This is a genomic window from Hyphomicrobium sp. NDB2Meth4 (genome assembly GCF_900117445.1).
Taxonomy (GTDB): domain Bacteria; phylum Pseudomonadota; class Alphaproteobacteria; order Rhizobiales; family Hyphomicrobiaceae; genus Hyphomicrobium_A.
Genome location: NZ_FPEJ01000001.1, coordinates 273186 through 292497, shown reverse-complemented (window position 1 = coordinate 292497; position 19312 = coordinate 273186). Strand labels below are relative to the sequence as shown.

General features: G+C 63.8%; 21 protein-coding genes. 10 read left to right on the top strand and 11 right to left on the bottom strand.

What is annotated here, in order from left to right:
* Positions 1 to 82 precede the first annotated feature (82 nt).
* Genes hisC through NDB2M4_RS01390 form a run of 3 tightly spaced genes read left to right on the top strand, consistent with a single transcriptional unit; the run spans position 83 to position 2828 of the window.
* Positions 83 to 1189, top strand: coding sequence for a histidinol-phosphate transaminase (gene hisC, locus NDB2M4_RS01400; protein WP_072369186.1), 1107 nt, complete (start codon positions 83 to 85; stop codon positions 1187 to 1189).
* Positions 1186 to 2139, top strand: a complete 954-nt coding sequence (locus NDB2M4_RS01395; RefSeq protein ID WP_072369185.1) for a prephenate/arogenate dehydrogenase family protein — start codon at positions 1186 to 1188, stop codon at positions 2137 to 2139. Before hisC ends, NDB2M4_RS01395 begins: the two co-directional genes overlap by 4 nt.
* A 2-nt stretch (positions 2140 to 2141) precedes the next feature.
* On the top strand, positions 2142 to 2828 hold the full coding sequence (locus NDB2M4_RS01390; RefSeq protein ID WP_072369184.1) for a gamma-glutamylcyclotransferase: 687 nt from the start codon (positions 2142 to 2144) through the stop codon (positions 2826 to 2828).
* A gap of 27 nt (positions 2829 to 2855) precedes the next feature.
* Here NDB2M4_RS01390 and NDB2M4_RS01385 read toward each other — a convergent pair whose 3' ends face one another.
* Entirely contained in the window at positions 2856 to 3287 is a 432-nt protein-coding gene (locus tag NDB2M4_RS01385) for a hypothetical protein (protein ID WP_072369183.1), read from the bottom strand.
* Positions 3288 to 3502: 215 nt separating this feature from the next.
* A complete protein-coding gene (locus tag NDB2M4_RS01380) occupies positions 3503 to 5881 on the bottom strand; it encodes an adenosylcobalamin-dependent ribonucleoside-diphosphate reductase (RefSeq protein ID WP_072369182.1) in 2379 nt (792 codons plus the stop codon).
* Positions 5882 to 6200: 319 nt separating this feature from the next.
* Between NDB2M4_RS01380 and NDB2M4_RS20125 the strand changes: the two genes are divergently transcribed.
* Positions 6201 to 6356 carry a hypothetical protein gene (locus NDB2M4_RS20125; RefSeq protein ID WP_171987997.1) on the top strand — a complete coding sequence of 52 codons (156 nt, stop codon included), beginning with the start codon at positions 6201 to 6203 and terminating at the stop codon, positions 6354 to 6356.
* 209 nt (positions 6357 to 6565) lie between these two features.
* Here the strand turns inward: NDB2M4_RS20125 and NDB2M4_RS01375 are convergent, their stop codons facing one another.
* The 4 genes from NDB2M4_RS01375 to ftsE form a co-directional block, all read right to left on the bottom strand.
* Entirely contained in the window at positions 6566 to 7351 is a 786-nt protein-coding gene (locus NDB2M4_RS01375) for a lysophospholipid acyltransferase family protein (RefSeq protein WP_072369181.1), read from the bottom strand.
* An 8-nt stretch (positions 7352 to 7359) separates the two neighbouring features.
* Positions 7360 to 8016 (bottom strand): YdcF family protein, encoded by a 657-nt coding sequence (locus NDB2M4_RS01370; protein WP_072371612.1) that lies wholly within the window; start codon positions 8014 to 8016, stop codon positions 7360 to 7362.
* A gap of 317 nt (positions 8017 to 8333) precedes the next feature.
* Positions 8334 to 9431, bottom strand: a complete 1098-nt coding sequence (locus NDB2M4_RS01365) for a cell division protein FtsX (RefSeq protein WP_072369180.1) — start codon at positions 9429 to 9431, stop codon at positions 8334 to 8336.
* The gene (ftsE, locus tag NDB2M4_RS01360; protein WP_072371609.1) at positions 9415 to 10071 is read right to left on the bottom strand and encodes a cell division ATP-binding protein FtsE; all 657 of its coding nucleotides are present in this window, start codon (positions 10069 to 10071) and stop codon (positions 9415 to 9417) included. The genes NDB2M4_RS01365 and ftsE overlap by 17 nt, the downstream gene beginning before the upstream one ends.
* A 204-nt stretch (positions 10072 to 10275) precedes the next feature.
* On the opposite strand from ftsE, the gene hpt reads away from it, so the two are divergent.
* A complete protein-coding gene (gene hpt / locus NDB2M4_RS01355; protein ID WP_072371606.1) occupies positions 10276 to 10824 on the top strand; it encodes a hypoxanthine phosphoribosyltransferase in 549 nt (182 codons plus the stop codon).
* Positions 10825 to 10862: 38 nt separating this feature from the next.
* Positions 10863 to 11225, top strand: coding sequence for a response regulator (locus NDB2M4_RS01350; RefSeq protein WP_072369179.1), 363 nt, complete (start codon positions 10863 to 10865; stop codon positions 11223 to 11225).
* On the opposite strand, the gene NDB2M4_RS01345 is transcribed toward NDB2M4_RS01350, so the two are convergent.
* From NDB2M4_RS01345 to mobA, 4 genes are all read right to left on the bottom strand, one after another.
* On the bottom strand, positions 11222 to 11974 hold the full coding sequence (locus NDB2M4_RS01345) for a hypothetical protein (RefSeq protein WP_072369178.1): 753 nt from the start codon (positions 11972 to 11974) through the stop codon (positions 11222 to 11224). The genes NDB2M4_RS01350 and NDB2M4_RS01345 overlap by 4 nt on opposite strands.
* A 43-nt stretch (positions 11975 to 12017) precedes the next feature.
* Positions 12018 to 13076, bottom strand: coding sequence for a GTP 3',8-cyclase MoaA (moaA, locus tag NDB2M4_RS01340; protein ID WP_083555610.1), 1059 nt, complete (start codon positions 13074 to 13076; stop codon positions 12018 to 12020).
* A 420-nt stretch (positions 13077 to 13496) separates the two neighbouring features.
* Positions 13497 to 14003 (bottom strand): molybdopterin-guanine dinucleotide biosynthesis protein B, encoded by a 507-nt coding sequence (gene mobB, locus NDB2M4_RS01330; protein WP_171987996.1) that lies wholly within the window; start codon positions 14001 to 14003, stop codon positions 13497 to 13499.
* On the bottom strand, positions 13996 to 14640 hold the full coding sequence (gene mobA / locus NDB2M4_RS01325) for a molybdenum cofactor guanylyltransferase MobA (RefSeq protein ID WP_210186502.1): 645 nt from the start codon (positions 14638 to 14640) through the stop codon (positions 13996 to 13998). Before mobA ends, mobB begins: the two co-directional genes overlap by 8 nt.
* A gap of 121 nt (positions 14641 to 14761) precedes the next feature.
* Between mobA and NDB2M4_RS01320 the strand changes: the two genes are divergently transcribed.
* The 4 genes from NDB2M4_RS01320 (at position 14762) to NDB2M4_RS01305 (ending at position 18792) form a co-directional block, all read left to right on the top strand.
* A complete protein-coding gene (locus NDB2M4_RS01320) occupies positions 14762 to 15865 on the top strand; it encodes a TRAP transporter substrate-binding protein (RefSeq protein WP_072369175.1) in 1104 nt (367 codons plus the stop codon).
* Between the two features lie 220 nt (positions 15866 to 16085).
* Positions 16086 to 16832, top strand: a complete 747-nt coding sequence (locus NDB2M4_RS01315; RefSeq protein ID WP_072369174.1) for a GAP family protein — start codon at positions 16086 to 16088, stop codon at positions 16830 to 16832.
* 93 nt (positions 16833 to 16925) lie between these two features.
* Entirely contained in the window at positions 16926 to 17750 is an 825-nt protein-coding gene (locus tag NDB2M4_RS01310; RefSeq protein ID WP_139247044.1) for a xanthine dehydrogenase, read from the top strand.
* Positions 17751 to 17883: 133 nt separating this feature from the next.
* Positions 17884 to 18792, top strand: coding sequence for a VHL beta domain-containing protein (locus NDB2M4_RS01305; protein ID WP_139247043.1), 909 nt, complete (start codon positions 17884 to 17886; stop codon positions 18790 to 18792).
* Between the two features lie 54 nt (positions 18793 to 18846).
* Here the strand turns inward: NDB2M4_RS01305 and NDB2M4_RS01300 are convergent, their stop codons facing one another.
* Positions 18847 to 19293: a cupin domain-containing protein gene (locus NDB2M4_RS01300; protein ID WP_072369171.1), complete on the bottom strand. Its 447-nt coding sequence runs from the start codon at positions 19291 to 19293 to the stop codon at positions 18847 to 18849.
* Positions 19294 to 19312: the final 19 nt, after the last annotated feature.

The window sequence follows — 19312 nt, the reverse complement described above, 5'->3', positions numbered from 1 at the left end:
TTAGGCTTTGCGTTCCGGGGCCCGTCTCTGTATCACTGCCGCGCCTTATAAAGTCAGGCCTTGCACATCCGGAAAAAGCCCCATGGCGACCGCCCTTCCCCAGCCGAAAGCCGGCATTCTCGACATCGATCCCTACGTTCCCGGCGAGAGCAAGCTGCCGGCGGGGCTGAAGCCGATCAAGCTGTCGTCGAACGAGACACCGCTGGGGCCGAGCCCGAAGGCGCTCGATGCGGTGCGCGAAGCGATTGGGGAGCTGGAGCGCTATCCCGATGGCGCGGCGACTGCGCTGCGGGCGGCGATTGCCTCGCGCTATGGGCTCAATCCGTCGCGGATCGTGTGCGGGGCGGGCTCGGACGAATTGCTGACGATGCTGGCTCACGCGTACCTTGGTCCCGGCGATGAGGCGATATTCACCGAGCACGGCTTCCTGCTCTACCGCATCATCGTGCTGGCGAATGGCGCTACTCCCGTGGTGGCGCCCGAGACCAACTATCAGACAGATACGGCCGAGATTCTGAAGCGCGTTACGCCACGCACGAAGATGGTGTTTCTCGCCAACCCGAATAACCCGACGGGGACATACATCTCGTTCGACGAGGTGCGCTCGCTGCGCGCACAGCTTCCTTCCAACGTGCTGCTGGTGCTCGATGCGGCCTATGCCGAATACGTGCGGCGCAACGACTACGAGGCAGGGATCGAGCTGGTTGCGACGACGCCGAACACGGTGATGACGCGCACGTTCTCGAAGATCCACGGGCTCGCTGGCTTGCGGCTCGGCTGGGCGTATTGCCCGGAAGAGGTTGCGGACGTGCTGAACCGCATTCGCGGACCGTTCAATATTTCGGTGCCGGCGATGGCTGCGGGCGCGGCATCAATCACCGACAAGACGCACGAGGAGGCGTCCGCACTGCACAATGAACGCTGGCTACCCTGGCTCAGCGGTGAGCTGGAAAAGCTGGGCCTGAAGGTGACGCCGAGCGTTGCCAACTTCATCCTGGTGCACTTTGCCAAGGACGGCGGCAAGACCGCGAATGCGGCGGACGCGTTCCTCAAGCAGCGGGCGATCATCGTGCGCAAGGTCGGCGCGTATGGTCTGCCGGACTGCCTGCGCATTACCATCGGCACGGAAGCCGACAATCGCGCTGTCGTCGATGCTTTGTCGGCGTTCCTTGGAGGGCGCGGGGCATGAGCCGGCCGATGTTCGAACGCGTGGCGCTGATCGGCGTCGGTCTGATCGGCTCATCGATCAGTCATGCGGCGCGGCGCGGCGGTCTTGCCAAGGAGATCGTCGGGAGTGCGCGCACGCGATCGACGGTCGATACGGCGTTGAAGCTGGGGCTGATCAGCAAGGGATATGACAGCGCGGTCGAGGCCGTCGCCGGGGCCGATCTCGTCATCTTGAGCGTGCCGGTTGGCGCGTGCGGGGCGATCACGGCGGAGATCGCGCCGCATCTGAAGCCCGGGGCTATTCTCACCGATGTGGGTTCGGTGAAAGCGCAAGTGGTGCGGGATATGGCACCGCACGTGCCCGAGGGCGTGCATTTCGTGCCGGGGCATCCGATCGCGGGCACAGAGCAGTCGGGTCCCGAAGCCGGCTTTGCCGAGTTGTTCGATGGGCGCTGGACGATTTTGACCCCGGAGAAAGGCACCGATGGCGCGGCAGTCGAGAAGCTGCGCGCGTTCTGGGAAGCACTGGGCGCCAAGGTCGAAGTGATGGATCCGCAGCACCACGACATGGTGCTGGCGATCACCAGTCATCTGCCGCATCTCATCGCCTTCAACATCGTCAACACGGCCGAGCACCTGGAGCGCGTCACCGACAAAGAGGTGATCAAGTTCTCCGCTGGCGGATTTCGCGACTTCACGCGTATCGCCGCCTCCGATCCGACGATGTGGCGCGACATCTTCCTCGGCAACAAGGAAGGCGTGATGGAAATGCTGCGGCGGTTCTCCGCCGATCTCGACGAGCTGAAAGCTGCAATCGAGGCCGACGACGGCGAGACGCTCTATCGGCGCTTCGCCGAAGCGCGCGCGATCCGGCGCGGCATCGTGGCGGCCGGGCAGGATACGTCGGCGCCCGACTTCGGCCGCGGTGCGACTGCGAGCGCTGAGAAGTCCGAAGGCGGGGCAAAAAAATAGCCATGGGCGGGGCGCGCGATCTTTGGGTGTTCGCCTACGGGTCGTTGATGTGGCGGCCGGGGTTCGAGGCCGAGGAGACGCATCATGCGCGCCTCGACGGCTGGCGGCGCAGCTTCTGCATCTATTCGCGTTTTCATCGCGGCTCGCCGAAGCGGCCGGGGCTGGTGCTCGGGCTCGACCGGGGCGGTGTGTGCGAGGGTATCGCGTTCAAGGTGGGAGCCGGCAGTGCGCGCGAGACACTGCGCTATCTGCGCGAGCGCGAGCAGGTGGGCAGCGTCTATCGCGAAGCGCTGGTGCCGGTGACGCTGCTATCAGGGGACCACGCCGAGGTTTTGGCGCTGGCGTTTCTGGTCGAGCGCGCGCATCCCAGTTATGCGGGGCGGCTATCGCTGGCGCAGCAGGCGCATTTCGTGCGCGGTGGTCTTGGACGGTCTGGAAACAACATCGATTATCTGGCGTCGACGCTGGCGCACCTCAATCAGCTCGGCATCCGCGAGCGCGAGCTGGAGCGGCTGCAGGCGATGGTTGGAACGCTGGCGGCGCGGGGGCCGGGGGATCGGCATACGCGGGCGAGCGCGGCGGCGATGGTGCGGGTGTTCGGGCGGCAGCGGGCGGTGGCGCCGCCGCTCGATGCGCAGCACGCGCATCGCTTCGCGTTCCGCACGATCCTGACACGGGAAGAGGATTAGCCCCGGTTGGTTCGCCGGGGCTGGGGCTCAGTGAGCCTGGCCGGCGAAGCGCGACATGGCCGTATCGACCTGGCCGGTGCGCAGATCGAACTCGATCAGCTTGCCGACCTTGGCGTTCTCGGCGAGCAGATGGACGTGGACCTCGTTGGCACCGAGCTCGGCGCCGCGATGGCGCAGCTCAGCGAGATTGAGCGAGGGCACGCTCGAGGTGACGCGGCCGATGGAAAGCGCGTGCGGGCGACCGTTGGAGTCGCGCCGGACGAGCACGTAGTTGGCGGCGGGGAGCGGCGGGCACTCGACGAGATCGTAGACGGAGTGGACGTAGCGCTTGCCGGAAGCGCCGGTCCAGAAGTGGAAACGGGTGGCCTCGTGCGCTTGCGCTGCACGGCGGGCCGTCTCTTCGTGGGCGAGGGTGCGCTGCGCCCTATACACGGCGAGCTCGATGATACGCGCGACCATTACTGCAGATCCCTTCGCGGCCTTTCGGCCTACGCTACGTTCGACACCTTTATCGTTTTTTGCCAGCCTATGCCCCATTGCTTAACGTTGCCCCTGGTTTCGAGCCGAATTGTGGCTCCATCTCAGTGTTTTTGCGGCAAAGTGAATGCATTGTTGAGGCCTGTCGCATGCATGCAACGCGCGCCGTTTTGGCGTTGAAAGGGTTTGCGGAAAGCTCATCCGCAGCGGGAAAATCCACAGGTGTTGCACACCCAGCAGCCTTCCTGCTGGACATAATCGGCTGATGAACAGCGTGGACAGAGCTTGAGGCGCGCGGCGCTGTGCGTGCTGCCCCGGGAGCGATCGGCGGCGTGCGCGGTGTCGTCCTGTCGCTGCACGGCTGCGATCTCGAGCCGAGCTTCGCCGGCCGAAAGGAAGCCGGTGCGGCGCATGTGCGTTTCGATCACCTCGCCGATGGCAGCGAGCAAGCTCGGCACATATCGACCCGACATCCAGTGGCCGCCCTGCGGGTCGAACACGGCTTTCAGCTCTTCGGCGACGAAGGTCACATCGCCGCCGCGGCGGAACACGGCGCTGATCATGCGTGTGAGCGCCACCGTCCAGGCATAGTGCTCGAGGTTGCGCGTGTTGATGAAGATTTCGAATGGCCGGCGGCGCCCGCCTTGCTCGATGTCGTTGATGGTGACGTAGATGGCGTGGTCGCTGGCGGGCCACTTGATCTTGTAGGTGAAGCCGGCGAGCACGCCTTCGCGCTCTAAGGGTTGCGTCATATAGACGACGCCGTCGCGCTCGGTTGGCGCGTGCGGCGGAGCCGTGGCGAGGGTGACGACCGGGGTTGCCAGCGCGGGCGGTGTAACGTCGGCGGCCTTCGCCTCGGGTGCGGACTGCAGCACGGAGCCGGTGACGGGATTGGGCCGGAACGTGGTGCAGCCTTTGAGCCCGAGCGCGTGCGCTTCGAGGTAGACGTTCTTGAAGTCGTCGAAGGAGATGCCCTCGGGGCAGTTGATGGTTTTGGAAATGGCGCTGTCGACGTAGGGCTGCAGCGCTGCCTGCATGGCGAGATGCTGGGCGGGCGTCAGGTCACTCGTGCGCACGAACGTTTCGGGGAGGGGTGCTGCCGGGCCAAAGCTGCGGCGGAACTTGGCGTGCGCGAAATCCTCGACGGTCTCCTCGTGCGTGGTGCCGTCGCGCGCGAGCAGGCGCCGCGTGTAGCGGTAGTCGAATACGGGTTCGATGCCGGACGAAACATTGCCCGCCAACAGCGAGATGGTGCCTGTGGGGGCTATGGAGGTGAGGCAGCCGTTGCGGATGCCGTGCTTGCGGATTGCATCGCGCACACTCTCGTCGAGCCGCGCGACGTTGGGGCTGGCGAGAAACTTCTCGGCGTCAAAGAGCGGGAAGGCGCCCTTCTCGGCGGCGAGCTCGGCACTTGCCGAATAGGCAGCGTTCTGGATTGCCGCCATCCACGTGGCGGCGAGGGCGGCCGCCTCGGGCGTGCCGTAACGCACGCCGCAGAAGATGAGTGCGTCGGCAAGTCCGGTGATGCCGAGGCCGATACGGCGCTTGGCAAGTGCCTCTGCCCGTTGCTCGGGAAGCGGGTAGTTGGAAATGTCGATGACGTTGTCGAGGAAGCGAACGGCGATCTTCACGCGTTCGGCGAGCTTGGCCATATCGATACGTGCGCCGTTGGTGAACGGGGCTTCGATGAGGCGCGCAAGATTGATCGAGCCGAGCAGGCAGGCGCCGAACGGGGGCAACGGCTGCTCGCCGCAGGGGTTAGTGGCGTGAATTTCCTCGCAGTAGGCGAGGTTGTTGCGGGCGTTGATGCGGTCGATGAAGACGACGCCGGGCTCGGCATAATCATAGGTCGCGCGCACGATACGCTCCCAGAGCGCGCGCGCAGGCAGGGTGCGGTAGACCTTGCCGCCGAATTTCAAATCCCAGGGCTGGTCGGCGCGCACGGCGGCGAGGAAGTCGTCTGTGACGAGCACGGACAGGTTGAAGTTGCGCAAGCGGCCGGGATCGGACTTGGCGTCAACGAAGGCTTCGATGTCGGGGTGGTCACAGCGCAGCGTGCCCATCATGGCGCCGCGTCGGCTGCCGGCCGACATAATGGTGCGGCACATGGCGTCCCACACGTCCATGAAGCTAACCGGGCCAGATGCATCAGCGCCGATGGATGCGACGCGGGCGCCCTTGGGGCGAAGGGTGGAGAAGTCGTGACCGATGCCGCCCCCCTGCTGCATGGTCAGCGCGGCGTCCTTGACGCCGTTGAAGATGGCACCCAGGTCATCCTCGATGGTGCCAAGCACGAAGCAGTTGAAGAGCGTCACTGCGCGGCCGGTTCCGGCGCCGGCGAGGATGCGTCCTGCGGGCAGGAAGCCAAAGTCGGCGATGACGCCGTGGAAGGCTGAGGCCCACTTCTCGCGGGTACGCTTGCCGCCCTTCTCGTTCGCGGCGGCGGCGCGAGCGACGCGCCATACCGTGGCGTCGAGATTCGAATCAATCGCGGTGCCGTCCGGACCCCAAAATCGATACTTGAGGTCCCAGATCTGACGGGAAATCGGTGCGTCGAACTCGGATGTGTCAGGCATAGCGCTCACCCAGCATGAGGCCCCTCAATATGGGGTGGATGCGCGCTGATGTCAATCAAATGTTCTGCTTATATTCTCTTTGTGTTCTTGACTGCAGGGGCAGGTCAGCCTTTTCGCTGCGTGTCACCTTGATGGCAGCGAGGGAAGCTCAAATCCGTTCTGCACAACTTTGCAAGCTGCACACTGAATAGCGCCCGTCGACCATTGATAGAATGTGATACAGCCGCATTCGCAGCACCACATTTCGGGTTCGTGCTGCTCTTGTGTCTGCGCGTGGTTGCGACGCTTGCGTTCGAAATCCAGATCGATGAGGTTCGACATGGCCAAAGCTTCCACCAAGAGCGCCCCAAAGGCCCGCTCTACGGGTAAATTCGTTGCTCCTGCCTCCGCCAAGACGAAGACTGCCGTCGTTGAACGGGCCAAGCCCGCCAAGGCGACTGCTGCGAAGGCTAAGGCACCTGCCAAAAAGAAGTAGTTGTCGAATTAGATTCAGTTTTCTGCATCTGCGCATAATTGCAGGGCTAGAAGTGAATGCGCCGCCTGTCAGGGCGGCGCTTTTACTTTTTAGGAAGGCTTGTTGCCGACATTTTTACGAAATGAATGCGCAACCATTTAAGTTAATTAATGTGTTAAAATTCAATACTTAAATTTGCTGGGCTCAAGTTCTTTCTGATGGGCGAGCGATCAGCCGGCAGGGGCCGCTGCGCTCCTGGCGTGCTCAAGTGCTGCGGCGGGTATCGGCGGCGGGTTCGCGGACTGCGAGGCCTCGATGATCAGCCGGTTCGACGCAGCTTCGATGCGCTGCTCCATCTGGCGCTTGAACTCACGGCGCGGGAGCCCGGCGGGCAGTGGGTCGAGGATTTCGACAATGATGGTGCCGGGGTAGCGCATCAGCGCGCGGCGCGGCCAGTAGAGCCCGGAGTTGAGGGCGACGGGGACGCACGGAAGCTCCAGGCCCTCATAGAGGGCGACTGCGCCAGACTTATAGTCGGGCTCGGCGCCGGGCGGGCGACGTGTGCCCTCCGGGAAGATGACGATCTCGCGGCCGGCATCGGCGCGGTCCTTGGCGTCCCGCACGAGGTTGCGAAGGGCCACTGGCCCGCGCTCGCGCTTGACGAACACATGCTCGAACTTGCGGGAGAACCAGCCGTAGAACGGGATCAAGGTCAGCTCCCACTTCATGACCATCGCGGGGTCGGAAAAGATGGGAATGAGAGCGAACGTGTCCCAGGCAGACTGATGCTTCGAGGCGACCAGGTAGGGTGCTTTGGGGAGCTTGTCGCGCCCGCGGACTTCCATGCGCGTGCCGACGATCCAGCGCAGCAGCCAGAGCGAGACGATGGCATGGGCTTTGAGGCCTGCCATGGCCCAACGGCGGGGACCGAAAAGCAGGAACGAACCCCCGACAACGAATATCGCCGTCGAAAGGTAGAACAGCAGCGCGAAAAGGAGCGAGCGGAGCAGCAGCACGGCGGTACTCAGAAGATCTTCGGCGTTGCTGACTTTTCTTCCGGCATCTCGGCAACCGAGCTTTGTGGCCGCGGATGCAACATGCGGGCGATGGTCAGGTGGGCGACGGTCGGCAGGTACTTGACGTACTCCGATAGCAGCCGGCGGGTGGCGGCGCTACTCATCCACCAATGGGTTGGGGCGAAGCTCGCCGGCACGATGGGATGGGGGATCAGCTCGGCTTCCGGCATGGCGAGAGACAACTCGGCTAGACTGCGCGGCATGTGATAGCTGGCGGTAACGACGATGAGGCTGCCGTAGCCGCGGGACTTGACCCAATCGCGCGTTTCGCTGGCGTTGCCGATGGTGTCGAGGGCGGCATAGCCGATGTCGACGCAGCAGTCGAACTTGTCGGCGGGCAAACCGGAGATCTCGATCAGCTCCTTCTTGCCGGTGCGATGGTAGACGCCGGAGATGAGCATACGCTGGGCTCTGCCCTCGTCGAGCAGACGCGCGCCCTCGGCGATACGCTGGCTCTCGCCGGTGAGGACGACAATGCCATCGGCGTGGGGGTTGTTGTCGTCGGGAGTGCGGGTGACGAGGTAAGCGAACAGGAAGAATCCGAGGACGAGCAGCGATCCCGCTGCGCCCAACCCGAGAATTATGGCTCGCCGCAAGCTTCTCATCGCAAGGCTGCCGTCTAGACTCTCGTCCCCAGTCGTTTGCCCGGTCGCCGGGGCGTTCGGGCTCACTTGCGTCCTGACCGCGAAATTCGTCACCTTGAGCGGTAGATACAGCGCGAATTTCACAATCTGGAGGACACTCGGGCCGCCCCGTCAGGCAAGAGTGGCTCAGATTGCGAAGCCCGTCCTCGACCCTGCCGCAAAGAGGAGGGCGGACTTCTCCGGCTCACACTAGCCGATTTGACCGGCGTTGCCACAGGTTCTTCTGCCGCTGCAGCCGGGTGTAGAACGCTGAAAATGCTGGCCGTGTGGCGCGAAGGTCAGGCCTTCGAATTGAGGATGCGGAACACCCCGAAGCGCGATGTGAGCATGCACAGGGCGGAAATCGTGACGACGACTGCGCCGAGCAAGGCATAGCCCATCACGTCGAGGCCGCCGGTGCCGATCAGGCGGTGCATTTCGGCCGCGGCGGATGGTCCACCGCCCAGAATCTGCATCACCGTAGGCATGGCGACGAACACGGCCATGGCGCACAGGGCACCGACGACGCCGGCGCGGATGCCAAGGCGAAGGAAGTGGCGCTCGAACTCGCGGGCGATGTAGCGGTCGGTGGCGCCGACGAAGTGCAGCACCTCGACGATCTCTCGGTTGGAGGCGAGGGCGGAGCGTGTCGCAGAGACGATGATGGCGATCGAGGCGATCGCGACCAGCATCAGGATGGCGAGGCCGCCGAGGGCGAATGAGCGCGTCACTGTGCGGATCTGGCGTTGCCAGCGGCGATGATCGTCCAGGGTGGCGGCGGGGAATTTCTTGGTCAGGTCCGCGCGCAGTGCATCGATATCGGGCGGGGCATCGCGATCGATCTCGACGGCGACGAGGCGTGGAACGGGAAGGGCTGCGAGCAGCTCGGACTGGCCGAGCCAGGGTTCGAGCAGCTTGGAGGAGGTGTCGAGGCTGAGGGCGTTGGCGCGGGTGACGCCACGGCTCGAGCGCAGGAAGTTCTCTAAGTCGCGCAGCGTTTTTTCCATGTCGACGCCGTCGCGCGGCTCGACCTGGACGGTGACCTCGCTGGCAATGTCCTTCAGCCAGGCGCTGGCGGATTCGTTGATCATGTAAACGGAGCCGACGGTGAGGCAGGCGAGGAAGCACATGATCGAGATAACGAGAGTGAGCGAGCGGCCCGTGACGGAGTCGGGTGGTACGACGGGCGTGCTGGTCGGCTCCGCCTTCGGCTTGCGTCCACGGGGGGGTGCGAATTTGCGCGCAGGCGTGTCCTCCTGCGCTCTGGCTGGCTCGGTGCCGTAGCCATAGCGGTCAGTGGGGCCAGAGGGGCCCGTCAGCACGGTGTCGTAGAGATCGAAGTTGCCTTGAGCGGCAGGATCCCGACGGCCCGTTGGTCTGTCATACGATCCGGACATGACCGTCGTGCAGCTCCAAACGCGGCGCCTTGAACTGCCGCATGAGTTGATGATCGTGGGTGGCGATCAGCACCGATGTGCCGAGGCGGTTGAGTTCAATGAAGAGGCGCAGCAGGCGCCGCGCCATTTGCGGGTCGACGTTGCCGGTCGGCTCGTCGGCAAGCAGCAGCTCGGGTTTGCCGATGACGGCGCGGGCGATGGCTGCGCGCTGCTTCTCTCCGCCCGAAAGAACAGAAGGATAAGCGTGCATACGGTCGCCGAGGCCGACCCACTGCAACAAATCCGTGACATCCTCGCGATAGTCGGTGAGGCGCTTGCCCAGCACGCGAAGCGGAAGTGCGACGTTCTCCCAGGTGGTGAGATGATCAAGAAGGCGGAAGTCCTGGAAGACGATGCCGATGCGGCGGCGCAGGTGCGCGCGCTTCGACGTCGAGATGCGGCTGACGTCCTGATTAAAGAGGAAGATCTGGCCGCGTGTGGGGTGGCGCGACATAAACAGCAATCGCAGCAGCGACGACTTTCCGGCGCCCGATGGGCCGGTGAGAAAGTGGAACGATCCAGGGCGCAGATGGAAGTTCACATCTGCAAGGACGTCCTGCCCGGGGTCGTAGGCGAGCGCTATGTTGGAGAGGCGAATCACAAATCCTGGCCAGTGGTTTGCGGCGTTCAAGGCTCCCAGACGGCGGGATTACGCAGGGACTGGCGATCAATCGTGTACGAATGTGGCGGGTTCGTGTGCAGACCCGCGCGTTAAGAGTAATGACGTTATGGCGGTATTGCCGCGGGGATGCAATGTCCTGCTATCCTACGTGTGAACGAGCTGGAGTGGTTTGGAACGGTGGTCATGAACGATGCGACGGGGGTCGACCCCGAGCTTGAGGTGATTTTTACCCCAGAGGACATCGGCCGGCGGCTCAAGGAGCTGGCCAAGGAGATTTCGAGCGAGAAGCTCGACAACCTCCTGGTGGTCGCGATCCTGAAGGGCAGCTTCGTCTTTGCGGCCGACTTGATCCGGGCGCTGCATGCTGCCGGGCTCGCGCCGGAAGTCGATTTCATGACGCTGTCGAGCTACAAGAAAGCGCGCATCTCGTCGGGGCAGGTGTCGATCCTGCGCGACATGGATCTCGATGTGCGCGGGCGTAATGTGCTCGTCATCGATGATGTGCTGGATTCGGGGCGCACGCTCGCTTTCGCGAAGGATTTGCTGGCGGCTCGGGGAGCGGCGTCGATCCGGACATGCGTGCTGCTAGACAAGCAATTGCCGCGCGCGGTCAATCTCGAGCCTGACTATTACGCTTTCCTTTGTCCCAACGAGTTCGTTGTCGGATACGGTATGGATGTGGCGCACCGTTATCGCGAGTTGCCGTTCGTGGGGCGCGTCGTGCGCCAATAGGCAGAGCATGCCAGTAGGCAAGAGCATGGGGGCACGAGATGGCGAGGATACTGCTTGCCGACGACGACGCCGCGACGCGTGATCTCGTGAGGCGCGCGCTGGAGGCCGACGGGCATAGTGTTCACGTCACGCAGGACGGCAGCGAGGCGCTGGACTGCGTTGAGGGTGCCGGTGCGCAGAAGTTCGATGTGCTGGTGACCGATGTCGAGATGCCGCTGCTCGATGGCGTAGCGCTCGCCGAGCGGGCGCTGAAGCAACCTTCGCTCAGGGTGCTGCTGATGTCGGGCTTCTCCGAGCAGCTCGAGCGAGCCAAGGCGCTGAAGAGCGCACAGGTGGCGGTGATCTCGAAGCCATTCACACTGGAAGACGTGCGCGCCAGCGTTCGCCGGCTCATTGCCTAGTGCGGCGCAGTCGTTGATGCAGGCACTGGTGGAGCCGGGGCAGGTCCCGGCGCGTTCACGGCTCCAGTAACGGGAGCTGCCGCTGACGGAAGCGCTGGCGGCTCGGGCGGGCGGGTGCAGTTCGCCTTGATATTTACTTCGGCCAGACGCTTGCGCTCCGTTCGCGCCCTGGAAAATGGCGAGAACGAAAGCTTCGTCAGCTTATAGAGCTCGTCGGTGAACGTGGCTCCGCAATCGAGCACGAACTGGTGCATCCGGGCCATGCGGCACGCGTCGAGGATCGGCACCACATCCTCGCCCGCGAGCTTACGGTCATAGGCTTTGGTGAGACAGCGGTCGATATCGGCCATGGTGGCAACGAGGTCGTCCTCGAACGATCTTTCGAGCGCGCTGAATTTCAGATCGCCGCCGACCTCTCGGATCACGAAGAGGTTGAGAAGGATATTCTTGTTCCAGTCGACGTATGCTTCGTCATAGGCGCGCTTGCGGAACTGGATCTCGTCCATCGGTGCATTGCGGCGCATCGAAGAGACCACCATGCCGGCGCGAGTGCGGCGGTCGTAGATCATGTTCGCAAGGGTCTCGACTGATTTCCGGCGCGTCTGCTGCGTAGCGTAGGTCTGCGCCAACCAGGCGCCGACGCAGGCGGTGACGATGCCGTTGAGAACCGCCGAAGCGAGCGCGAAGACGATCAGCTGGCGGCGGGTCAGCCTCGCCGCGCGCACCAGCCCGAATCCATACTTGGACATGCCACCCCTCCCGTCACCCCACGGGTGGAGGGAGTATAGCAGACTATCCGCCGGTGACGCTCATGTGGCGTGAAAGCGCTGGGCGGTTGGCGCCGCGATCGATGACGAAGTCGTGGCCCTTGGGCTTCAAAAGCATGCCTTCGTCGATGGCGGCCTGGAGGGCTGCATCGGAGGCGCCGGCGCGCAACGGCTCGCGCAAATCGACGGCGTCCTCTTGGCCAAGGCACATGTAAAGCGTGCCGGTGCAGGTGACACGCACGCGATTGCAGCTCTCGCAGAAATTGTGCGTCATCGGCGTGATGAAGCCGAGGCGCCCACCGGTTTCGCGCACGCGGACATAGCGCGCCGGTCCGCCGCTGTTGTGGTCGATGTCGTCGAGCGTCCAGCGATCGAGCAGGCGCGCGCGGACGATGGACAGAGGCAGATACTGATCGAGGCGGCCACCATCGATCTCGCCGAGCGGCATGGTCTCGATGAAGGTGATGTCATAGCCGCGATCGTGGCTGAAGCGGATGAGATCGTCGATCTCGTCCTCGTTGGTGCCCTTCAGTGCGACGGCGTTGATCTTCACCTTGAGGCCGGCGGCGTCGGCTGCGTCGAGGCCGCGCATCACGGTGGCGAGGTCGCCCCAGCGGGTGATGGCGCGGAAGCGGTCCGGCTTGAGCGTGTCGAGCGATACATTGATGCGCTCGACGCCAGCATTCTTGAGATCAGCCGCAAAGCGCTTCAGCTGACTGCCGTTGGTGGTCAGCGTCAGCTCGTCGAGGCGGCCGGACTGCAGATGGCGCGAGAGCGCCTGGAACAACCAGATGATGTTCTTGCGCACCAGCGGCTCGCCGCCGGTGATACGCAGCTTGCGCACGCCACGATCGACGAAGGCCGAGCAGAGGCGATCCAGCTCCTCGAGAGTCAGGAGATCCCGCCGCGGCAGGAAGCTCATGTTCTCGGCCATGCAGTAGACACACCTCAGGTCGCAGCGGTCGGTCACGGACACCCTGAGGTAGGTGACAGAACGACCATAACGATCCACGAGCGCCGTTTGCGGCTGCTGATTTTGACGGACGCTCACGATTGGCGCGTGCTCCCTGTGCCGACGTGTCATAGATGGTGCGGCAGTTGGCGCTAAGCTAGCGTCCGCTGCCAGCGGTTCAAGGGGATTGTAGCGTTCAGCGCCATTCATTCGGCGGCGCGGGGCCGGAGTGCCGGGCGTTTGCTCCCAAGAATAGGCAGGAGCAGGCAAACATGGCCGCTAGCCCGATGTTTCGCTTGTTAGAATGGCTCGCGAGCCGGGCGGGTGCAAGTCTTGGAGCCGATGCCGGGGGCAGACCCTGGGAGGCCCCTAGCACGGCAGATCGGGCGGGCCGACTGATACCGGCACCGCAGGACGGCCTGGAGCCGGAGGTCGGTCGGTGGTTCAGCGCGTGGGCATTGTGGCTCGCGGTGGGGCTGATCGTGCTGATCCTGCTGGCCGGGTACGTGCGCCGGCGCTGGCGTGGGGCGGGCGAGGAGAGCCCCGGCTGGCTCACCTGGCGATGGCGGCGATGAAGGTGGCGATCTCCTCGGTGTTGTCGAGCGCGAACGAGGGAAGCTCGTCCACCGCCTCCGCGTTATCGGAGGCTATGGCGACGATACGCGTGTCGTTCGCTGCCAGCGGCCTATGCATCTCGGCGGACTGGCGGCGCAGCTCGATCTTGGGGATCGGGGCATCCTTGAAGCCTTCGACGATGACGAGATCGGCATTGGCGACGTGCGCGCTCAGCTCACAGAGAGAGGGCGGCGGTCCGATCTGGCGGCAGCCGGAAATCTCCCAGGCATCGGGCGCAATGACGATGGCTTTCAGGGCGCCGGCGCGCTGGTGTCGCTCGCCGTCGGTCGAGCCGTTGAGCGGTCCGAGGTCGTGATGGGTGTGCTTGACCGTCATGACCTTCAGGCCGCGGCGCGCGAGCAGCGGGATCAGGCGTTCGACGAGCGTCGTCTTACCGGAGTTCTTCCAGCCGACGATGCCGATGAATGCGGGTGGCCTAATCACGGTGTGCCTCCGCCAGGAAAAGAGCGCGTGCCGTTTCAAGATCGGCTGGCGCGTTGACGTTGAAGAAGGGATCGACCTTGGCCGTGCCGACTTCGACGGGTTCGAAATCGGCGACAGCGCAGTCGTGGGAATCGGCGAAGCGGTGCAGCGCACGAATGTCATTTTTCAGCGACTGCAGGACCGAGGGCAGAAGATCGACACGCCACAGGCCAGCGACGGGGTGGCGCTCGCCCGCGGATGCGGCGATCGCGCATGGAGCGCCCTTAGCGATCAGTGCCGCTTTCAGACGAGCAACGAGATCGAGCGGGAGAAACGGTGAATCGGATGGCGCGCTGACGATGAACTGTGCTTCGGGCGTCTCGGATCGCGCCCATTCGATGCCGGCGGCGAGACCGGCCAAGGGGCCGACGTATCCTTCGATGCTGTCGGCGACGACGGGAAGGCAGTAGCCGGAGAAACGGGCGGGATCGCCATTGGCATTAATGACGATGCGTCCGACCTGCGGGCGCAGGCGATGCAGCACGTGCAGCAGCATCGGCTTTCCGGCGATATCCAGTAGGGCCTTTTCACGGCCGTCCATGCGCGATGATCGTCCGCCGGCAAGCAGAACGCCTGTGACCTCACCTTCGGTTTCCATTGTGCGCATCAAAACGATTTAGGATGCGGGCATGGCGCCCGCAAGCCTTGGTGCAGCGCACACCGTTGTGACTGGCAGGCTGGGCGGGATATAAGGGCTTGATCGGACATGGAGAGCCCTCGTGGCGGCAAGAGTCGACCGGCGAAAATTTTTGACAGTGGCCACCGCCGGTGCGGGTGCGGGTATCGCGGCACCCGCCATCGCCCAATCGAAACCGACGATCGAATGGCGGCTGGTTTCGAGCTTTCCCAAGTCGCTCGATACCATCCATGGCGCGGCGGACACGTTCGCGAAGGCGCTGTCCGAGATGTCGGATGGAAATTTTCGCGTGCGTGTGTTCGCGCCGGGAGAGCTGGTCCCCGGTCTCAACGCGGCGGATGCGGTGACGAACGGCAGCGTCGAGGCTGCGCATACCGCGTCGTATTATTATTGGGGCAAGGATCCGACGTTCGCGTTCGGAACCGCGGTTCCGTTCGGTCTCAACTACCGCATGCAGAACGCGTGGATGCATCAGGGCGGCGGCATCGACCTGATGAACGCGTTCTATGCGCGCTACAAGATCGTCGCCTTTCCTGGCGGCAACACCGGTACGCAGATGGGCGGCTGGTATCGGCGCGAGGTGAACACGCCGGAGGATTGGCGCGGCCTAAAGATGCGTATCAGCGGCCTTGCGGGTGCGGTGATCTCGCGCCTGGGCGGCATCCCGCAGCAGATTGCGGGCGGCGATACCTATCCGGCGCTCGAGAAGGGGACGATCGACGCGGCCGAGTGGGTCGGGCCGTATGACGATGAAAAGCTCGGGTTCTCCAGGGTCGCGCGGTATTACTACTACCCGGGTTGGTGGGAAGGGCAGGCGATGCTGCACTTCTTCATCAACCTCGATAAATGGAACGGACTGCCGAAGAACTATCAGGCGATGATCCGCGCGGCAGCGTCGATTGCCGACATCAACATGATGGCGCGCTATGATCTGCAGAACCCGGCGGCGATCCGCCGGCTCGCGATCGGCGGGGCTGAGCCGCGCCCGTTTTCGGAGGCTGTGCTGGACGCTTGTTTCAAGGCTTCGAACGAGGTGTTCGCGGAGCTTTGTGCGTCGAACGCGGACTTCAAGAAAGTGTATGACGCTACGCTCGCGGTGCGCGGCGAGGACTACTTATGGTTCCAGCTTGCCGAGCATACGTACGATACATTCATGATGATCCAGCAGCGCAAGGGCTTGGTCTGAAGATGGGCGCTCCGCCTGTCTCCCAATGGCGCGGCGAAACGCCTGATTAAGGCTCTCGCAGACTTTGTCGGGGTACGCCGGCCGTCGCCGCGTTGCGTAGCGCTTTGCTAATCGATTGGCTGCTAGCTCGTACGGTTCCAAGATGGGGGCCGGGCGTGCGAAGCGAGTATGTGACTTACGATGAAGCGTTGACGGCAACGCCGTTTGTGTTGGCTGTGCCATGATCGCTTCCGGCTTCGCGCACGATTTGACGGTGCTGGGTTCGCTTGGAGCAGCATGCCTCCTCAGTCCCGAGGTGTTTCTGCTCGGCCTGGTGCTGGCAGGCGATGACGCGGGAGCGAAGTCGAAGTCGATTTCCTATTTCATCGGCACCGCGACGGGCATTGCCGCAGCGATGACGATCGGCTTGTCTATCTCGGGAGACGGGCTGCATTTGCGGCATCATCCCTCGTGGCATGCCTTCATCATTCGCGCCGGACTTGGGATCGCGTTGCTGTGGCTCGGCATCGAGCGGGCGCGCGAATACTGGAGACAGTTGCGCGAGCTTGCACCATCGGTCGAAAAGCAGGCGGGGATGCTGAAGCAGGCTCTCGCGCATTGGATGCCGGTCGGCGGAAACAGTCCGCTCAGCCGGGGGCGGGCGCTGTGGCGCTGCTTTGAACTCGGGGCGTTTGTGGGGGCGGTGAACCCGAAGCGGCTACCGATCTGCATTGCTGCGGGGCATCAGATGTCGGCAATGACACCGGCCAGCGCGCAAGTGAGCGGGGCTGTGATTTTTCTGGTGCTGGCCCTGTTGCCGAGCTTCCTGCCGGCGGCTATGGCCGTGTCGGGGCCGGCAGCGGCGCGGCGGCTGCGCGCAAAGTTCGACGCGGTGGTGGAACGTCACGGATTGGCAATCGTGGCGCTGATCCTGATCATTCTCGGGGTGCACTTTCTGCACACGAGTATCGGCGTCTACTCAGCATAGTTATTGGTCAGACCGCTAACCAGTGGCAACCTGGTCTCTTGCGTCGTTATATCTACATAGATATAACGTGCGGGAACTAAGGAGAATGCGGGAGTGGTCGGCTCATCCATGCGTGCCGCGAAGCCGCTTGCCATCGTGCTTGGACTGAACGAGGTCGCTTCGGCGATTGCGGTCGGCCTGCACCATGCGGGCTACGCGGTTTTGATGGCGCACGATCCGGCATTTCCGGTGATCCGGCGGGGCATGTCGTTCTTTGACGCCTTGTTCGACGGCAACGGTTCACTGGGCGGAGTGACCGCAGTCAGCGTCGACAATGTGCTTGCCGCGCGCGCGCAGGTGCGCACCCTGGATCAGATCACGGTCACGCGCCTGGAGCTGTCGGAACTGCTGATCATCGGCGGGATCGATGTGCTGGTCGACGCTCGTATGCATTCCGACGCGGTGACGCCGCAGCTGCGCAAGCTCGCCCGCTTCACCATTGGGGTGGGAAAAGGGTTCGTGTCGGGCGAGGACTGCGATGCAGTGGTGGGGGCGCGCGTTACCGTTGAGGTGGCGCAACGGGAGCGGCGCCACGCGCAGCAGATGCTGCTGATGCGCTCGCCGGAAGCGGGCCGCTGGCATACGCCGCTCGATGTCGGCACGCGCATCTACAAAGGCTTTGCGCTGGGGTATCTGGGGTCGAACATCGTGAAAGCGCCGGTCGACGGCGTTTTGCGCGGCATCGCGCGTGATGACACGAGCGTGCCGGTCGGGGCCGAGCTGGTCGAGATCACGACAGGGCAGGGGACGCGACGCTGGTGGGGGCTCGACGCGCGCGGGGTGCGCATCTGCGAAGAGGTCCTGGGTGCGCTGTCGGTGCTCGGCGCGCTGCGACCGGCACCCTCGCCGTCGAAGCTGAGGCTGGTGCATTCGCGCTAGCCCGCGTCTGGGAGGACATGGGACGCTTGCTGTGCGCCCTGTCAGCTTTTTCCTCAGTACACAAAGGAAAAAGCTCGATATGCTGGCGGGTGAACAAAGCCTCCGGGTAACGGGGCTGGAGCCTGGAGGCGACGTGACAATCGGAGCTTTGCATTCCCTCGCGCTTCGTGGGCTGATTACGGGTGCAGCCCTGCTTTTGCCGCTAACCGTCGAAGACGGATGGTCTTTCGGCTATCCGGCGGCAAATGCCCAAGCTGCGGGTGGGGATTCCGCGACGAGCGAGAAGCAAGCATTCGATGAGGCCAAGGAGCTTGGCACAGTCGAGGCTTGGGACGCGTTCCTGACCAACTACCCGACCGGTTTCCGCGCCGACCTGGCGCGCGCCTACGTTAAGAAGCTGGCCGGTCCTGCGGCGCCCCCAGCTACGCCTCCGTCAGCCTCAGCCGTCGTTGTTTCGCCGGCGCCGGAGCAGCCCGCCGAGGAGCGGTCGTGTTCGGATGTTAGAAAGCTGAAGTCGCAGAAGTCGAAGACCCCGGCGAAGGTACATTTCATCAATCAGTCAGCCGGCACGCTCATCATCCAGTGGATAGACTTCGATGGTGCTCTCAAAGAGTACAGCCAGTTACAGCCCGGCGCGGAAATAGTGCAGGAGACGTTCCTGACGCATCCTTGGATCGCCGCGTACGAGGAAGGCAGCTGCCGGCAGGTGTTCCTGCCTCGAGATGGCACTTCGGTCGCGCGCTTGCTGCCAGAGGATCAGTTGTCAAAGGCCCCATCGCCCAAAGGCACGTCCAAGTCGTCGGATGACGACGATGACGAAGATCGACCGAAGAAGAAATCCGCCAAACCTTCGAAGGCGACCATCGAGCGCCGCGCCAAGGCGGCGTGCGTCGACATGGGAATGGTCTATCTCAACGGCCAATGTGCGCCGAAGACCAAGACCGAGCAAAAGAAGGCAGCGAAGAACAAAAACAAGGCATGCCCAGCGGGCATGTACCGCAATCCATATGGCCAGTGCCAGCCGAACGAGACCGGCGGCTGATCCGAGTACCGGTCGCCGTCGGGCGACGTGCCAGAGCGTGGCTTGCCACGGGCGCTAAGTGATCTTCTTCGCCGTCAGCTGGGCGATGGCCGCGTCGGCGTAAGGTTCGAGCTCGGGCAGTAGGACGACGCTTTCCTGCTCGTTCGGATCGGTACGTGCGATGACGGCGGATATCGGCCGGTCGGAAATGTTGATCGGCAGGTGCGGGACGCCGGCGGGAATGTAGAACAGGTCTCCCGCCTTGGTGATGGCCTGATGCTGCAGCTTGTCGCCGTAGAGCGCGATGGCCTCGCCGTCGAGCACGTAGATCGCTGTTTCGTGGCTCTCATGCATGTGCGCTTTGGCGCGGCCGCCGGGTGGGATCGTGAGCAGGTGCATGCAGATGCCCTTCGAGCCCACCGTTTCGGCGGCGATGCCGTTGAAGTAGGTGAGCCCCTGCTTGCCGTCGTAGGTGTCATCGGGCCGGATCAGCCGGCACGTCGGTTCGGAAGGATCGGTCATGGGGGGCCTCCTCAGAATC

Bases quoted from the DNA above. Each gene is read 5' to 3' on its own strand.
- hisC (WP_072369186.1), top strand. From the start codon at position 83: ATGGCGACCGCCCTTCCCCAGCCGAAAGCCGGCATTCTCGACATCGAT.
- NDB2M4_RS01395 (WP_072369185.1), top strand. From the start codon at position 1,186: ATGAGCCGGCCGATGTTCGAACGCGTGGCGCTGATCGGCGTCGGTCTG.
- NDB2M4_RS01390 (WP_072369184.1), top strand. From the start codon at position 2,142: ATGGGCGGGGCGCGCGATCTTTGGGTGTTCGCCTACGGGTCGTTGATG.
- NDB2M4_RS01385 (WP_072369183.1), bottom strand. From the start codon at position 3,287: ATGGTCGCGCGTATCATCGAGCTCGCCGTGTATAGGGCGCAGCGCACC.
- NDB2M4_RS01380 (WP_072369182.1), bottom strand. From the start codon at position 5,881: ATGCCTGACACATCCGAGTTCGACGCACCGATTTCCCGTCAGATCTGG.
- NDB2M4_RS20125 (WP_171987997.1), top strand. From the start codon at position 6,201: ATGGCCAAAGCTTCCACCAAGAGCGCCCCAAAGGCCCGCTCTACGGGT.
- NDB2M4_RS01370 (WP_072371612.1), bottom strand. From the start codon at position 8,016: ATGAGAAGCTTGCGGCGAGCCATAATTCTCGGGTTGGGCGCAGCGGGA.
- NDB2M4_RS01365 (WP_072369180.1), bottom strand. From the start codon at position 9,431: ATGTCCGGATCGTATGACAGACCAACGGGCCGTCGGGATCCTGCCGCT.
- hpt (WP_072371606.1), top strand. From the start codon at position 10,276: ATGAACGATGCGACGGGGGTCGACCCCGAGCTTGAGGTGATTTTTACC.
- NDB2M4_RS01350 (WP_072369179.1), top strand. From the start codon at position 10,863: ATGGCGAGGATACTGCTTGCCGACGACGACGCCGCGACGCGTGATCTC.
- NDB2M4_RS01345 (WP_072369178.1), bottom strand. From the start codon at position 11,974: ATGTCCAAGTATGGATTCGGGCTGGTGCGCGCGGCGAGGCTGACCCGC.
- moaA (WP_083555610.1), bottom strand. From the start codon at position 13,076: ATGACACGTCGGCACAGGGAGCACGCGCCAATCGTGAGCGTCCGTCAA.
- mobA (WP_210186502.1), bottom strand. From the start codon at position 14,640: ATGGAAACCGAAGGTGAGGTCACAGGCGTTCTGCTTGCCGGCGGACGA.
- NDB2M4_RS01315 (WP_072369174.1), top strand. From the start codon at position 16,086: ATGATCGCTTCCGGCTTCGCGCACGATTTGACGGTGCTGGGTTCGCTT.
- NDB2M4_RS01300 (WP_072369171.1), bottom strand. From the start codon at position 19,293: ATGACCGATCCTTCCGAACCGACGTGCCGGCTGATCCGGCCCGATGAC.